Origin of the sequence: Candidatus Laterigemmans baculatus (genome assembly GCF_010367455.1) — a bacterium.
In the GTDB taxonomy this organism is placed as follows: Bacteria; Planctomycetota; Planctomycetia; order Pirellulales; family Pirellulaceae; genus Laterigemmans; species Laterigemmans baculatus.
The window spans coordinates 97,484-112,647 of the sequence record NZ_WRPR01000112.1 but is presented as its reverse complement, the minus strand read 5'-3'; the positions used below and the strand labels follow the sequence as shown (position 1 = coordinate 112,647).

Annotated in this window: 13 protein-coding genes and 1 tRNA gene; 6 read left to right on the top strand and 8 right to left on the bottom strand. The window is 64.2% G+C overall.

Annotated elements, in window-relative coordinates; genetic code table 11:
• The first annotated feature begins 24 nt into the window (after nucleotides 1-24).
• Nucleotides 25-2,682 carry a M16 family metallopeptidase gene (locus GNK13_RS18515; protein WP_235935331.1) on the top strand — a complete coding sequence of 886 codons (2,658 nt, stop codon included), beginning with the start codon at nucleotides 25-27 and terminating at the stop codon, nucleotides 2,680-2,682.
• A gap of 382 nt (nucleotides 2,683-3,064) precedes the next feature.
• On the opposite strand, the gene rpsI is transcribed toward GNK13_RS18515, so the two are convergent.
• From rpsI to GNK13_RS18500, 3 genes are all read right to left on the bottom strand, one after another.
• Nucleotides 3,065-3,478: a 30S ribosomal protein S9 gene (rpsI, locus tag GNK13_RS18510; RefSeq protein WP_164104036.1), complete on the bottom strand. Its 414-nt coding sequence runs from the start codon at nucleotides 3,476-3,478 to the stop codon at nucleotides 3,065-3,067.
• Between the two features lie 87 nt (nucleotides 3,479-3,565).
• A complete protein-coding gene (rplM, locus tag GNK13_RS18505) occupies nucleotides 3,566-4,015 on the bottom strand; it encodes a 50S ribosomal protein L13 (protein ID WP_164104109.1) in 450 nt (149 codons plus the stop codon).
• Nucleotides 4,016-4,179: 164 nt separating this feature from the next.
• Complete coding sequence (locus tag GNK13_RS18500; protein WP_164104035.1) at nucleotides 4,180-5,187, bottom strand: AAA family ATPase; 1,008 nt, start codon at nucleotides 5,185-5,187, stop codon at nucleotides 4,180-4,182.
• A 388-nt stretch (nucleotides 5,188-5,575) separates the two neighbouring features.
• Between GNK13_RS18500 and GNK13_RS18495 the strand changes: the two genes are divergently transcribed.
• The 3 genes from GNK13_RS18495 to GNK13_RS18485 all read left to right on the top strand — a co-directional run bounded on the left by GNK13_RS18495 (nucleotide 5,576) and on the right by GNK13_RS18485 (nucleotide 7,564).
• Complete coding sequence (locus GNK13_RS18495) at nucleotides 5,576-6,733, top strand: 3-dehydroquinate synthase (protein WP_164104034.1); 1,158 nt, start codon at nucleotides 5,576-5,578, stop codon at nucleotides 6,731-6,733.
• Between the two features lie 132 nt (nucleotides 6,734-6,865).
• The gene (locus GNK13_RS18490; RefSeq protein WP_164104033.1) at nucleotides 6,866-7,198 is read left to right on the top strand and encodes a rhodanese-like domain-containing protein; all 333 of its coding nucleotides are present in this window, start codon (nucleotides 6,866-6,868) and stop codon (nucleotides 7,196-7,198) included.
• A gap of 282 nt (nucleotides 7,199-7,480) precedes the next feature.
• A tRNA-Leu gene (locus GNK13_RS18485) sits at nucleotides 7,481-7,564 on the top strand.
• 135 nt (nucleotides 7,565-7,699) lie between these two features.
• Here the strand turns inward: GNK13_RS18485 and GNK13_RS18480 are convergent.
• From GNK13_RS18480 to GNK13_RS18475, 3 genes are all read right to left on the bottom strand, one after another.
• Complete coding sequence (locus GNK13_RS18480; protein ID WP_164104032.1) at nucleotides 7,700-7,912, bottom strand: hypothetical protein; 213 nt, start codon at nucleotides 7,910-7,912, stop codon at nucleotides 7,700-7,702.
• A 92-nt stretch (nucleotides 7,913-8,004) separates the two neighbouring features.
• Entirely contained in the window at nucleotides 8,005-8,127 is a 123-nt protein-coding gene (locus GNK13_RS21945) for a hypothetical protein (RefSeq protein ID WP_261345436.1), read from the bottom strand.
• 104 nt (nucleotides 8,128-8,231) lie between these two features.
• Nucleotides 8,232-9,419 (bottom strand): phosphoglycerate kinase, encoded by a 1,188-nt coding sequence (locus tag GNK13_RS18475; protein ID WP_164104031.1) that lies wholly within the window; start codon nucleotides 9,417-9,419, stop codon nucleotides 8,232-8,234.
• Nucleotides 9,420-9,696: 277 nt separating this feature from the next.
• On the opposite strand from GNK13_RS18475, the gene GNK13_RS18470 reads away from it, so the two are divergent.
• Nucleotides 9,697-10,650 carry a hypothetical protein gene (locus GNK13_RS18470; RefSeq protein WP_164104030.1) on the top strand — a complete coding sequence of 318 codons (954 nt, stop codon included), beginning with the start codon at nucleotides 9,697-9,699 and terminating at the stop codon, nucleotides 10,648-10,650.
• Between the two features lie 288 nt (nucleotides 10,651-10,938).
• Here GNK13_RS18470 and GNK13_RS18465 read toward each other — a convergent pair whose 3' ends face one another.
• Nucleotides 10,939-13,269 (bottom strand): AMP-binding protein, encoded by a 2,331-nt coding sequence (locus GNK13_RS18465; RefSeq protein ID WP_164104029.1) that lies wholly within the window; start codon nucleotides 13,267-13,269, stop codon nucleotides 10,939-10,941.
• A 116-nt stretch (nucleotides 13,270-13,385) separates the two neighbouring features.
• Nucleotides 13,386-14,294 (bottom strand): HDOD domain-containing protein, encoded by a 909-nt coding sequence (locus GNK13_RS18460; RefSeq protein WP_164104028.1) that lies wholly within the window; start codon nucleotides 14,292-14,294, stop codon nucleotides 13,386-13,388.
• Between the two features lie 449 nt (nucleotides 14,295-14,743).
• Between GNK13_RS18460 and GNK13_RS18455 the strand changes: the two genes are divergently transcribed.
• Complete coding sequence (locus GNK13_RS18455; RefSeq protein ID WP_203545380.1) at nucleotides 14,744-15,157, top strand: hypothetical protein; 414 nt, start codon at nucleotides 14,744-14,746, stop codon at nucleotides 15,155-15,157.
• Nucleotides 15,158-15,164: the final 7 nt, after the last annotated feature.

Sequence of the window (15,164 nt, the reverse complement as noted above, 5' to 3'; positions counted from 1 at the left end):
CATCATGTTTACGCGGAAGAGCCGATGAAAGTAGCCGAAATTGAAGGCATCAGCGAATACGTCCTTGAGAACGGCACCCGCGTGCTGCTCTTCCCGGACCCGTCGAAGAACGTCGTGACGGTCAACATGACCGTGTTCGTCGGCTCTCGGCACGAGGGCTATGGCGAAGCCGGGATGGCCCACCTGCTCGAACACATGCTGTTCAAAGGGACGCCGAGCCATCCCGATGTTCCCAAAGTCTTGCAAGACCGCGGTGCCCGATTCAACGGGACGACCTGGGTCGACCGCACGAACTACTACGAAACGCTCCCCGCCTCGGAGGAGAACCTCGAGTTCGCCATCCGGCTCGAAGCCGACCGGCTGGTCAACAGCCTGGTCCGCGGCGAGGATCTGGCGAGCGAGATGACGGTGGTGCGAAACGAGTTCGAGCGTGGCGAGAACGATCCCTTCAGCATCCTGCTGCAGCGGATGACCGCAGCCGCTTACGAGTGGCACAACTACGGCAAGAGCACGATCGGAAACCGCAGCGATATCGAGCGCGTGCCGGTCGACCGGCTCCGCGATTTCTACCGCAAGTTTTACCGTGCCGATAATACGCTGGTCGTCGTCGCCGGAAAGTTCGAGCCCGCAACGGCGCTCGACTACCTGCAAAAATACTTTGGCGCTCTGCCGGTTCCCGAAGAACCGATCGACGATACCTACACGACCGAGCCGCCACAGGACGGCGAACGGACGGTGGTGCTTCGCCGCGTCGGCAACATTCAAGCGGTCGGCTCGCTGTACCACATTCCCAGTGGCAGCCATCCCGATTTCGCCGCGGCCCGCGCCCTGACGCTGATCCTCGGCGACGAGCCGAGCGGACGGCTGTACCAGAAGATGGTCGAAACCGGACTCGCCAGCCACATCTACGCCTTCGCCCGAGCCTACCATGACCCCGGCCTGCTGATCGCCGCCGCCCAAGTCCCCGAGGACAAGTCGATCGAGGAAGCACGGCAGGTCCTGATCAGCACGCTCGAGCAAGATCTCAAGGACAACCCGATCACCGAGCAGGAACTCGAACGGGCCAAGCAGCAGATCCTCAAACAGCGCGAACTCGAAGCGGCCTCGACCGATCGCCTCGCCGTTGCCCTCACCGAGTGGGCGGCCCAAGGCGACTGGCGGCTGTACTTCCTGTTCCGCGACACCGTCGAAGCGCTCACCCAGCAGCAAGTCCAGGAGGTCGCCGAGCGGTACCTGGTTCGCAACAATCGCACCGCCGGACTCTTCATCCCCACCGAACAGGCCGAGCGGGTTTCGATTCCCGAAGCGCCCGACTTGAATGCCTTGCTGGCGGATTACAAAGGCCGGGAATCGGTCGCCGAGGGCGAAGCCTTCGATCCCTCGCCCCAAAACATCGAACAGCGAACGACGCGTGGGGAGCTGACCGAGGGAATCAAATACGCCTTCCTGCCGAAGCAGACGCGGAACGAAAGCGTCTCGCTGATGCTGACCTTGCGGTACGGCGACGCCGAATCGCTTGAGGGCAAAGTCCCGGCGAGCGAACTGCTGCCCACGTTGATGAGCCGCGGGACCGAGTCGCACACCTATCAGGAGCTGCAGGACGAACTGACTCGGCTGCGGGCGGAGCTGCGGATTAGCGGCCAACTCGGAGTGCTGCAGATCCAGGTCAAGACGCAGCGCAAACACCTCCCCGAAATGCTCGACCTGCTGCACGACGTGATTCGCCGCCCGCGGTTCGAAGCCAGTGAGTTGGAGGTGGTTCGGCGGCAGACGAAGTCGGTCATCGAGCAGGCCCAGAAGGACCCGCAGGCGCTAGCGGCCCTCGCGACCCGCCGCGCCCTCTCGCCCTACCCGTCGGGTGACGTACGCTACGTGCCGACGCTCGAAGAGGAACTCGAGCGGCTCGATTCGGTCTCGATCGAGGACGTCAAAGCGCTGTACACGGAATTCTTCAGCAGCCAAGCAGGCGAGCTGGCGGTCGTCGGTGATTTTGAGCCGGAACTGGTTCAAACCAAACTGACCGAAGCGCTCGCAGACTGGGAAACCGAGATCGAATACACCCGGATCGATCGCCCGGCTCACACCGACATCGCCGGTCAGACGAATGTGATCGAGACGCCCGACAAAGCGAACGCGGTCTACTTCGCCTCCCAGCACTACGCGCTCAGCGACAACGACCCTGACTATCCGGAATTGGTGCTGGGCAACTTTGTGCTCGGCGGCGGCTCGCTCAGTAGTCGGCTCGGCAATCGTGTTCGGCAGCAGGAAGGCTTGTCCTACGGCGTCGGGACCTACCTGAGCGCCTCGGCCAAGGACGAACGAGCGGAACTCGGCGTCTACGCCATCTCGAACCCCGAAAACAAGGACCGGCTGCTCAGCGTGATCGCCGAGGAGCTCAAGAAGATCCAGACCGAGGGGATCACCGAAGACGAATTGGCCCGCGCCAAGGAAGGCTACCTGCAGCAGCAGACGGTGGCTCGGACCGACGACGCTCGCCTTGCCACGCTGCTAATCACGACGCTGTTCAACGACCGCACGATGGAATTCTACGCGGACCAAGAACAGCAGATCGCTGATGCGACGCTCGAAGAGGTCAATAAGGTGATCGGCGAGTACATCGATCCGCAAACCCTCGTGATCTCGATCGCCGGAGATTTCAAGGCCGCCGAGAAAGCCGAGTAAGGAAGTACGTCAGCCTTTCCGTACGTCAGCCTTTCCAGGCTGACTCTCCAGTCCCGGAGGGACGACAGAAAATAGCCTGGGGCGCGAGCCCCAGGACGCGCTTTCGCGTCTCCGTTGAGCCGTAGGCGCTAGCCTCGGGCCCAATCCGCTCCGCGCCGCAGCAAGACGTTGCGCTGCAGTGGCGGTTAAACACGAGCTCGAGCCGTTCGGCAGCGCAACGGAACCCGCGGCTAGCGCCTTGCGGCTCAAATGGAGTTTGCTTGGGGCTCACGCCCCTGGCTATTCTCTGTCGCCGCTACGCGGCTGTTGTGCCAACAAAAACAGCCCCCGCGACAAATTCGCGGGGGCTGTTCGTTGTTCGACAGGTTCGACAGGGCGGGCGTTACCGCTTGCTGAACTGGACGCCGCGGCGGGCACCGCGGAGACCCGGCTTCTTGCGTTCCTTCATGCGGGAATCGCGAGTCAGGTAATTGCCGTCGCGGAGCGGATCGTGCAGCGATTCGTTGAAGCTGACCAAGGCTCGCGCCAATCCCATGCGGACCGCTCCGCTCTGGCCGGTCAAGCCGCCACCGCTGACGCGGACCAGCACGTCGACGTTGTTGCGTTGCTCGACGACCGCCAGCGTATCGACGATCGCCCGCTGGTCCTGCTCGTTGACGAAATATTCTTCCATCGGCTTGCGGTTGATCGTGATCTTACCGCTGCCCGGACGGACGCGGACGCGAGCGACGCTGGATTTACGACGGCCGGTGCCGAGGGCATCGCCGCTGATCTTGTCTTTTTTGACTGCGACCATGGTTTCTGGAGAATTCTACGAATACGAAGCGGGATGGATGGAGGGGAGCCGGTTTCGGCGAGAATCAGCGGAGAAAACCGGGGCTGCTCAGATCCGCTTGCCGATGTTTTCCAGCGGCTGCGGCTGCTGAGCCTGGTGCGGGTGGTCCGGACCCGCGTAAATCTTCAGTTTCTTGAGCATCTGCGTCGCCAGCTTGTTCTTCGGCAGCATCCGACGAACGGCGTGGTAGATCAGATCCTCGGGCTTGCGAGCCTGGCGATCGCCGTAGCTTTCCAGCCGCAGCCCCGGATATCCGGTGTACCACGTGTAGTGGCGGACATCCATCTTGTTGCCCGTCATCTTAATCTTCTCGGCGTTCGTGACGATCACGAAGTCACCGCAGTCGACGTGCGGGGTGTATTCCGGGCGATGTTTGCCCATCAGGATCATCGCGATGTCGCTAGCCAGGCGGCCGAGCACTTGATCGGTGCCATCGACCACGTGCCATTTCTGCTCCACTTGGCCCGGCTTGGCGACGAATGTTTTCTGTCCAATCACGGTCGGCACCTCGCACCGATGCGGTTCGTATACGGCTAAATGTTCGGTTGCTTCGGGAGAACGCCAGTCGTCGGTCCGCGGAGGTCGATTGCTCCACGCGGGGCACCGGTAGCCCGAAGGAATCGCGAAGTTTACTGACCGCGTCCGAGATCGACAAGGGCAACTCAGGCATCGGCCCGCTCGGGAACTTTCTCCAGCAGCTCCAGCAGGACCGCGTCCGCTTCGACCCCCTCGGCCTGGGCTTCGAAGTTCACCAGCACGCGGTGCCGCATCGCTGGCAAGTATACCCGCCGCACGTCTTCGAAGCTGACGTTGAAGCGGCCCCCAAGCAGTGCCCGGACTTTGGCGGCCAGAGCGATCGTTTGCGCTCCCCGCGGGCTGCTCCCCCAGCGGACGTACTGGTTCGTGATCGGCAACGCCTGCGGCCCCTCGGGATGGGTCGCCAGCGTCAGCCGCACGATGTAGTCCTGCACGTGGGGCGAGAGGATCACGTCGCGGACCAGCCGCTGCCAGCGGAGGATCTCGCGGCCATCCATCACCTTCTCCGGCTCGACCACCTCGCCCCGCGTGGTCCGGTCCAGAATCACCGACAACTCTTCGCGGGTGCTGTAGCCGACGACCAGCTTGAACAGAAACCGGTCCAGCTGAGCCTCGGGAAGCGGATAGGTGCCTTCCTGCTCGATCGGGTTCTGAGTCGCCAGCACCAAGAAGGGGCGGTCCAGCACAAACCGATTGCCGGCGACCGTCACCGTTCCTTCCTGCATCGTTTCGAGCAGCGCCGATTGGGTCTTCGGCGTCGCCCGGTTGATCTCGTCGGCCAACAGGATCTGCGTAAACACCGGGCCCTTTTGGAACTCAAACGTCTTGCGACCCTGCTCGTCCTCGACGACCAAGTTCGTTCCCAAGATGTCCGCGGGCATCAAGTCCGGCGTGAACTGGATCCGCGAGAATCCGAGGTCGAGCGTCTCGGCGAGCGTCCGCACCAGCATCGTCTTACCGAGCCCCGGAACGCCCTCGAGCAGGCAGTGCCCGCCGACCAACATGCTGGTCAGCACGCCCTGCACGACCTCTTCGTGCCCCACGATCACGCGGCCAATTTGTTCGCGGACGGCCGCGTAACGGGTGCGGAATTCCTCCGCCTGCTGCTGCAGGGTTTCGGCGACGGTAGTCATCTGAGAAGGAGAACTCGGCGGAGGATCGAAAAGGTCCAAGCGACCTGAGCCGGCGGAGTGCGGCGACGCGGACCCGATTGTATCGCCCCCCACGCCAGCGGGCGAACCGGTACCCAACCGCCTCCCGATCCTTCCCAATCCTTCCCGATCCTTCCCGATCCTTCCCTCTCCTTCCGTGCCCCCTCTCCTTCCGTGCCCCCTCTCCTTCCGTGCCCTTCCGTGGCCCGTCTTCCTCCGTGCCCTTCCGTGCCCTTCCGTGTCCTTCCGTGGCCCGTCTTCCGCTTCCTACCGGCGAGTACAATGGCGCCAGGATTCGGAATCGAGCCGATTTGGGTTACAACAACGGTGCATCTCCGAATCGCCTTTCCTCCCCGCCACCCGCAGCGTGATGCCCGCCCACCCCACTTCTCTCGATATCCCCTTTGCGGTCCCGCAGACGTTCCGCTTTCGCATGACGCGCGACGTGCTCGGCGGGGATTCCCAGACGCTCGTCGAGTTGCTCGAGCCCTCGGGCGATTCCCGGCCTCGCGTTCAGATCTTCGTCGACGCTTCGCTGCCGCGCGTCGACCCCGAATTTCTGCCTCGGCTGGAGCATATTTTTGAACAAGCCTCCGACCGCGTCCTGCTGACCGAGGAACCGCGGGCGATCGGCGGGGGCGAGCCGTGCAAGAACGACCCGCTGCTGGTCGAGGGGCTGCACGAACATTTTTACCGGCACGACCTCGACCGCCGCAGCTACATCATCGCGATCGGGGGAGGAGCGGTCCTCGACACCGTCGGTTTCGCCGCTTCGATCGCCCACCGCGGCATTCGGCTGATCCGCATCCCGACCACCACGCTCGCCCAAGCCGATTCGGGCGTGGGGGTCAAAACCGCGGTCAACTGGTTCGCCAAAAAGAACTGGAAAGGGACCTTCGCTGTCCCCTGGGCCGTGATCAACGACCACCATGTCTTGCGGACGCTGCCGGACCGCGAATTCCATAGCGGGTTTAGCGAAGTCGTCAAAGTCTCGCTCCTCAAACGCCCCGACGTCTTCGCCGAAGTGGAACAGAATGCGACGCGGATCGCCGACCGCGATGATGCCGCCGCCAGCCAGGCGATCCACCACTCGGTGATGATGCACCTGCACCACATCACCAGCGGCGGCGACCCGTTCGAGATGCTCGAGGCCCGCCCGCTCGACTTCGGCCACTGGTCGGCCCACCGCCTGGAGCCGATGAGCGATTACCGGATCCACCATGGCGAAGCGGTGGCGATCGGCGTCGCCATCGACACGCTCTACAGCCGCAACGCGCTCGGCTTCCCAGCGGCCGATGCCGATCGCGTGATCGACTGCCTGCACCGCTTGAAACTTCCCACCGGCGACCGCTTGCTGAACGACACCGAGGCACTCCTCGAAGGACTCGAAGAGTTCCGCCAACACCTCGGCGGTCGCCTGACCCTGACGCTGCTCGAACAGATCGGCCAACCGGTCAACGTCCACCAGATCGACCTCTCGGCGATGCGAGACGCCATCCACGAAGCCGCCGCCCGAACCAAACCGTAAAACCGGCGAGCCGGGGAGGCCACGGAAGGACACGGAAGCGCATGGAAGGATTGCCTTTCATGGTCCCTTCCTTCCGTGCTGTTCCGTGTCCTTCCGTGGCTCCTTCCACCCTCCAGCCCAAATCTGCCCCCGATGTCTCTACCGACTGAAATCGACGTTGCCTCGGTCTCCTCGATGCAGGAGAACCGCGAGCCCTTCTTCTTTCTCGATTGCCGCGAGCCGGACGAGTACGAAACGGCGGCAATCCCTGGAGCGACGCTGTTGCCGATGAGCGAACTCCGCGAACGGCTCGAGGAACTCGAACCGCACCGCGATCGCCGGATCGTCGTCCACTGCCATCACGGCGGCCGCAGCTTGCAGGTCGCCCAGTTCCTCCGCCGAAACGGCTTCGAACAAGCCCAGAGCATGGCCGGGGGCATCGACCAGTGGAGCCAGCAAATCGACCCCAGCATCCCCCGCTACTGATTCGCCGGTTGCCGGTTGCCGGTGGCCGGTGGCGAGTGGCGAGTTGCGAGTTGCGAGTTGCGGGGAAGGAATAAACCACGAAGGACACGGGTTTCGGAATCCCCTTTCATCCGCGTTCTCCGTGCTATCCGCGGTCCCTCCCTTTTCCGTGTCCTTCCGTGGCTACCATTCGTTTAATTCGTGTCCTTCGTGGTTCCCCCCGATACCGGACACCGGCTCCCGGACTCCGCCGATCCTGCCTTGCAGAGGAATGGGTGATCGAGTAACTTTTCTCACTCGCACGCGGATGTGGCGGAATTGGCAGACGCGCTAGATTCAGGTTCTAGTGGCCGCAAGGCCGTGGAGGTTCAAGTCCTCTCATCCGTACTGGCGAAAGCTGACCCTCGAAACGGGTCAGCTTTTTTTATGCGCGGGCGCGACCATAGTCGCCTTTCGCTCCGCGAAAGTTGCGCAAGCTGAGCATGTTCACATCTTTCGCGGAGCGAAAGGCGACTAATTGGCTCAGCGGGAGAGTTTGTAGGCGATATCCCCAGCGACTTCGTCGAGCATGTCGAATTCGGCGAACTCAGCATCCTCCTCCGAGACGCACTGGCTGAGCCCGCGCGAGCCTTCGTTGACGACGATCCGGAAGCACCGCCGGTGCGAGTCGTAGCGAATCGTCAGCTCTCCTCCCTGCTGTTTGAGCAGCCGCAGCATCGCCCGCCAACCGTTCATTCTCTCCCTCTGCCTCTTCGCGTCGGTTTCGCCTGCCAGCGACCCCCTAGGACGGATCCTTTCGGCCGCTGGCGTTCCAGTCCCGCCGACGCTCACGCGGCAAGTCGCGCGCCGTCGATCCCCCTTGAGCCGACGGCGCTAGCCGCGGGTTCCGTCGCGTCGCCGAACGGATCGACCTCGTGGTTGAACGCCGCTGCAGCGTGATACTGCCTCATGGCGCGGAACGGATTGGGCCCGAGGCTAGCGCCTACGGCTCACAGCGGATGCAAAAACTGGCAGCGTCAGCCGCGGTTTTCAAAAAAGCCGCTCTGGCGTTGCCTTACGCCTCGTCGAGCAAATCCACGGCGGCGAACCGCTGGCCTTCGAGCATCGCCAGCGAGGCTCCGCCGCCGGTGCTGACGTGGCTGACCGCGTCGGCGAAACCGAGTTGCTCGATCGCCGCTGCGCTATCTCCGCCACCGATGATGCTGGTCGAATTTCCGTCAGCGATCGCTCGGGCGACAGTCTTGGTTCCTTCGTCGAACGGAGGCATTTCAAAGACCCCCATCGGCCCGTTCCAGACGACCGTCTTGGCGTCGCGGATGATCGCCGCGTAGCGTTTCGCAGTCTCGGGACCGATGTCGAGCCCTTCCCAGCCCTCGGGGATTTCGCCAGCGGCAACGACTTGCTTGTTACAATTGGGGCTAAAATCGTCTCCACAGTGGGTGTCGATCGGCAGCTCCAGCTTGTCGCCTGCTTGGGCGATCAGCTCAGCAGCCAGCTCCGTCTTGTCGGGCTCGACTAAGCTTTTGCCGACTTTCCCGCCCCGCGCGAGCGAGAAGGTGTAGGCCATCGCCCCGCCGATCAGGACTTTGTCACAGATCTCCAGCAGGTTGTGGATGACTTTGATTTTGTCGCTGACCTTGGCGCCCCCGACGATCGCCACGAACGGCCGCTCGGGGCTGGCCATCACGTCGCTGAGGTACTCGATCTCCTTCGCCACCAAGTGCCCGACGACTTTCGGTTTGCCCTGCATCGCTTCGGGGACGGCAACCATCGACGCGTCTTTGCGGTGGCAGGTTCCGAACGCGTCGTTGCAGTACACATCGGCCATGCTCGCAAGCTCGGCGGCAAACTCCGCGTCGCCTGCCTGCTCGCCTTTGTGAAAGCGGAGATTTTCGAGCACCACGACCTCGCCCGAGTTCAATGCGGCGACCTTCGCTCGCGCATCGTCGCCGACCGTATCGCTCGCGAACTGAACTTTCTGGTCGAGCAATTCCCCGAGCCGTTCGGCAACCGGTGCCAAGCTGTATTTGCTGTCGTTGCCTTCCCCCTTGGGACGACCCAAGTGGCTGATCAGGATCAACTTGCCGCCTCGGTCGAGCACCGAACGGATCGAGGGGAGCGCCATCCGGATGCGGCGATCGTCGGTGATCTGCTGGTTCTCGTCGAGCGGGACGTTGAAGTCGACGCGCATCAGCACGGCTTGGTTGGCTACGTCGACGGCATCGATGGACTTCTTAGCCATGGGGCGGGATTCCTGAATCTATTTCGGGGGTGCGGGATGCAAACCAGGAGACGCGTGCGTCGCTGCTGCGATTATCGAGATCCACCCGATCGTTACGAGGGGAGGCGGAGCCCGTTTTCACTGGACACGAACCGAGTCGCTGGCCGAAATAGAGTTATCGAGCGGCGGATGGGCTGCGAGCCGAGCGTTCGCACCACGGACGCCCCCCTGGGGCTCGCGTCGGCGTGTGGCTCGCCGGCCGATTCGCCTGCAGGGCCGATTCGCCTGGGGAGTTCGCATGCTGCGCCGCAACATTCCGCTGGTCTCCAGCCGAGCGCGTCTCTCCTGCCGAAGCGTGGCGCTGGCCGCGGTTTCGCTGGTAGCGACCCTCGCCACGGCGACCATCGCTCCGGCCCAAGGGCCGGGCGAGGCCCGCCAGCGGCTGGCCAGTGGCCCCAGCAGCCAGCTTCACCCCAGCAACCAGGCCCACGCTGGCAACCAGGCCCACGCTGGCAACCGGGCCCACGCGGGTGGGGGCGTCATCCCTTACGACCGGTTGACCGCTCCGGCCGCCGCTCGGATCCGCGGCATCGTCGACTCGCCGACGCTTTACCGCCGGCTCCCGACGCAGGCGATCGACTGCGACCCGAAGATGTTCATCTTCCTGGTCCGCAATCCGGAAGTGCTCGTGGGGATTTGGCAGCGAATGGACGTTTCGCAGGTCCAGACCCGGCGGCTCGGTCCCTACCAGTTGGCCGCCGACGACCGGGCGGGAACCGAGTGCACGATCGACCTCGTCTACGGCGATGCGACGACGCACGTGTTCTTAGCCAGCGGCAGCTATACCGGCACACTCGCCCCGCGACCGATCACCGGCAACGCGGTGTTCGTGCTGCAAAGCCGCTATGCCGAGGGGAGTGGAGGGCGAACGACCGTCACCGGAACCCTCGACTGCTTCATCCAGCTCGACAGCCTCGGCGCGGACTTGATCGCCCGTACTCTGTCGGGGTTGATCGGCCGGACCGCCGATCACAACTTTGTCGAAACCGCCCGATTCATCTCCCAAGTGTCGCAGGCCTCGGAGCAGAATCCGTCGGCCATGCACGACCTGGCGCTCGAGCTCGACACGATCGAGCCGGCCACGCGCCGCGCCTTCGCCACCGCGGTGGTCGATGTCGCCCGCCGCGCCGGAACTCGGCTCGGCGCCGCACCGCGACAAGAAATTCCCTTCGTGGCCCGCCGCGAGAAGTAGCTCCCGTCAGAAAACCCTGAGCCGACGGCGCTAACCGCGGGTTCTGCAGCCGACGGCGCGCGGTAGCCCGACTTCTCGATCAGCCGCCACGCTTCTTGCGTCCGGTTCTCACGGCGTTTTCGGGAACCGGGGGCTAGCGCCCGGCGGCTGATGAATAATCCGGGCTAGCGCGTGGCGGCTGATGACCGGACGAACGGCAGATCCTGCAGCGGAAAACGCACCGCCGCGAGGCCCGAGGCTAGCGCCTACGGCTTAAGGGGCCCGAGGCTAGCGCCTACGGCTCAAAGTCTATTCCGTCTGCGCGACGCCTCGGTCGGCCGTGAGCTGCTCGGCCAGCTGCTGGGCTCCCTTGAGGTCGAGCTTGCCGGTGCCGAGCAACGGCACGTCCTCGACTTCAAAGAAGGCATCGACCGCCGGCAGGTAGAGGTTCGACAATCCGGCGGCGATCAGCCCGGCGCGGAGCTGTTCGGGGGTTTGGGAAATCGGCCGGTGGAGCACGATCAGCCGCTCCCCTTTCCGCTGGTCGGCGACCGAAGTCACCACCAACAGCGGGCGTTCGCCCTCTTCGGCATCTCCCTCTTCCGGCTCGCCCCCCTCGGCAATCAGCCGCAGCAGTTCCTCTTCGACGCGAAGATGGGGAACCATCTCGCCGCCGATCTTCGAGAACCGGCTCTGCCGCCCGGTGATATGGATGAAGCCATCGCTATCGATGCGGGCGATGTCACCGGTCCGGTACCAGCCATCGAAAATCACTTCCGCCGTCAGATCGGGCCGCCCCATGTAGCCCCGCATCACGTTCGGTCCGCTGATCATCAGCATCCCCTCCTGCGCGTCGCCGGGGATCTCCTCCATCGTTTCGGGATCGACGATGCGAGCCGCGACGCCCGCCACGGGCCGACCGACCGAACCTTCGCAGCGATCGGGCTGGTACTTGGCATGCGATCGCGTGGGGGGAATGTTGACCGAGACGAGCGGGCTCAGCTCCGTCGCACCGTAGCCTTCGATCGGGCGGACGCCAAAGCGAGTTTCGAAGGCCTCGAACAGGTCCCGCGGCATTTTCTCCGCTCCGGCCACGACCACGTCGAGCCACGCGAACTGCTCCTTGGGAATCCGCCGGAGGTAGCCCCGCAGGAACGTCGGCGTGCCGAGCAGCACCGTCGCCTTGTAGCGTTCCGCGAGATTGCCCACGGTGCGGCCATCGAGCGGGTTGAAGTGGTAGACGGCGGCCGGCGACAGCGTCATCGCTCCCCAGAGCGTCACCGAGTATCCGAACGAGTGGAAGAAAGGCAGGATCCCGAGGACCACGTCCTGGTCGTTCAAGCGGATCGCTCCGTCGATCGCGTCGACGTTGTGACCGATGTTGGCGTACGACAGCATCACGCCTTTGGGGGTGCCGGTGCTGCCGGAGGTAAAGACGATCGTCAGCAGATCGTCGGGTTTGATCTTCTGCAGCCCGAGGACCCGTTCGAGCAACCAACTCGGAGTGGCGTAGGTCGCCACCGCGGCGGCGAGTTTGTCGCTCCTGCGAACCTGCGGGCGGATGTCTTCGAGGTAGACGAGTTCGGCATCCAGCTGGAAATCGAACTTCTCCATGAACTTGCGGCTGGTCAGCACCTTGCGGATCCCGGCCGTCGCGATGCACGCGTTGAGCGTGTCGCTGGTCGCCGTGTAATTCAGATTGACCGCGACGCGACGATCGAAGCTGAGCGCGACGTTGGACGCTACGGCCGCAACGCTCGGCGGCAGCAGGAGTCCGACGCACTGATCGTTGCCCAGATGCTCCCGTGCGAGCACGCGGCGGAGCACCAGCGTCCGCAGCAGCAGCTCGCGACCGCTGACTTCGACCTTGGTCGAATCGGCCGCCTTCAACCGATTGCCGCGGCGTTTCCACGAGCGGAGAAGGCGGCGGGGAAGGACTCGCGTGCGTTGGGATCGTGCTTTCATCGCTTCAGCTCCGAGGGCGGCAAGCCGCGATCGAATGAGGGGCAGCGGCGTCTCGGCCGGCAGCGGCTCGCCGATGTGCAGCGTCAGGATCCGGCGGGGGTCCCGCGGCCACTTGCGAAAGAAGCGGCCTTCGGAATAACTGAAAATGCTGCCCCACATCCCATCGAGCCACACCGGAACGACCGGCCCGGGACGATCCTTGAGCATCTTCGACAGCCCGGGACGAAAACCCTGAAACATCCCGCTGCGGGTCAACGTGCCTTCGGGGAACAGCCCCACCAGATCACCATCGCGGACCGCGTCGCGTCCCATCCTGAGAGCCCGTCCGATCGATTTCGGTGACCGCGACATCAAAATCGTATCGAACGCGCCGGCCAGCCGCTCCATAAATCCGCCGTTGAAGTTTCCGCCGTCGACGATGAACCGCACGTTCCGCGGGAGCATCCAGAGGATCAGGATCCCATCGATCCAGGAGACGTGATTGGCGACGATAAAGGCGCCGCCGGTGCGGGGCAGATTCTCGAGCCCCACCAACCGCTTGCGGTAGAGCATCCAGAGCAGCGGTTTGAAGACCGCCCGCACGGTGCGGCGGGGGAACACGAAAAATCCGATGACGACCGCCGCGATCAGCACCGCGAGGATCAGCAAGATCCCCCCTACAATCCACCAGTCCATCGCTGAGAGCCATCCGCAATCGTGTTACCCAGGCTGTGTCAACCCTTCGCGCCCCTCGAGCTCCCAACTCGAGGGGCTCGCCCGAATCGATAACGGTAGTGGCCGCGGAGGTCGGCTCACAAGTCCCCGGCGGTCCGCCAGTGCTCGGCCAAGGAGCGTTTGGGAGTCGGCAGCTTCAGCAGCGGCGCGAATTCGACCGCCGCGGCGTCGGTCTCTTCGAGCAACCCGAGCAGGCTCGCTTCGGATTCGCCGGAGAGCCGCTCGAAGCCGTCGAGCAGCATCGCCCGCTCGGGCCATGCCTGGTCGACCGTGCTCGGCAACAGCGAAGCCAGGGCGACGCAGACCGGTCCCTGAGCGGCCGTGCCAGCGGCCAGCAACCGCTCGAGGTGCGTGTGGTTCTGGATCAGCTCGGCGAACGACTCCGGCAATTTCCAGTTCCGCGCCAAGACCGCCGCCGCTTCGGCATGGTCCCAGCCAAACGCCTCCCGCTCGAGCAAGCTGAGCCGCATGCCCTCGGCTTCGCGGCGGGCGATCAACCGTTCGTAGTCGTCCGGCAGCTGCTTGAGCAGCAGCGGCAGCGCCATGTCCTGCAGCAGCGCTCCGGCGAACAAGTCTTCCGCTTCAGGCAACTTCAACTCCTTGCCGAGCCGCCGCGCGAACAGCGCCCGCCGCAACGAGTCCTGCCACAGCCCCTTCAAATCAAATCGACCGAACTTCGGATTCGGGATCACACTGAAGACGGCACTCCAGAGCGCAAAATTCGTGATCGAGCGGACGCCCACGAGCGTGATCGCCTGCTGAATGCTGCCGATCTCGCGGCTGAAACCGAAGTACGACGAGTTGACGAACCGCAGCACCTGACCCATCAATCCCGCATCGGCTTCGATCGGCTTGGCGAAGTCCGCGGGCCCCTTGTCCCCCTGCTGGGAAAGCTGCAACAGCGCGATCGCGCTCTGCGGCAACGCGGGAAGCTGAGCGGAAGTGAGAACGGAGTCCAACGTGATCGGTTCAGCAAAAGTCGACATGAGTTCTCGTGCAGTGCAGAAAGAGTCGGGGGATCGCGCGCGGGAGAACCGAGCACCGGGTCACCGCCGTGACACCCGCCCACGGCGGATGCTCCGGCTGTCCGCAGCAAACCTAGGTTGCCATTGCCAGAGCGGCAAATCGCCAGCGGCAAAAACCGCAGCCCCGAACCGAACCGCTCCCACTCGCCCCGGGTGGCCGGTGTGGCGAAAATGCCACACGCGTTCCCCAGCAACTCCACCACCCCCGGAGGAATGGGGCGGGCAGGCAACAGGCGGACTTCCCGCCAACAGCCCTCCGGGCGAAGGTAAAGCGTTGGGACGAGAGGGCTTAGGCGAGAGCCCAGAAACTTCGGCCGAGTCCTTCCGCGACCCGTGGCCCGGCCCCTGCACTCAGTACTCAGTACTCAGTACTCAGTACTCAGTACTCCCTCCTCTCCTCCAACCCTTCGATGCGCGTGGCACTTGCACTTCGATCCTCGGCTCTGGGACTCGCTCTGCTGGGCGCCGGCCTGGCGGCGGTTCCGCTCGCGGCCGAGACCGCTCCCTCGACCTCCCGCTCCGAGGTCGTTCTCGACCCGGCTTGGGAGCGACGCAGCGGGCCGAGCGAAATTTGGCCGCCGGGCTGGAAGAAAGAGGAAGGGGTTTGGAAGCGGATCGACGGCACTCCGCTCCCGGTCGCCGATCCCGGCAAAACGATCAACGACCTGATCCGTCGTCAGGAGGAACTGGAGTCGGCTGGGCAGGGCACGTGGCTGCTGGCGACGCTGATGGTGTACCTCCGCGCCCTCGACCCGATCACGCTCGCTTCGGCCCAGATCTCCGCCTTCTGCCTGCTCGCCTACCGCGTGATGCGGCGGGAGTGAGTGGAAA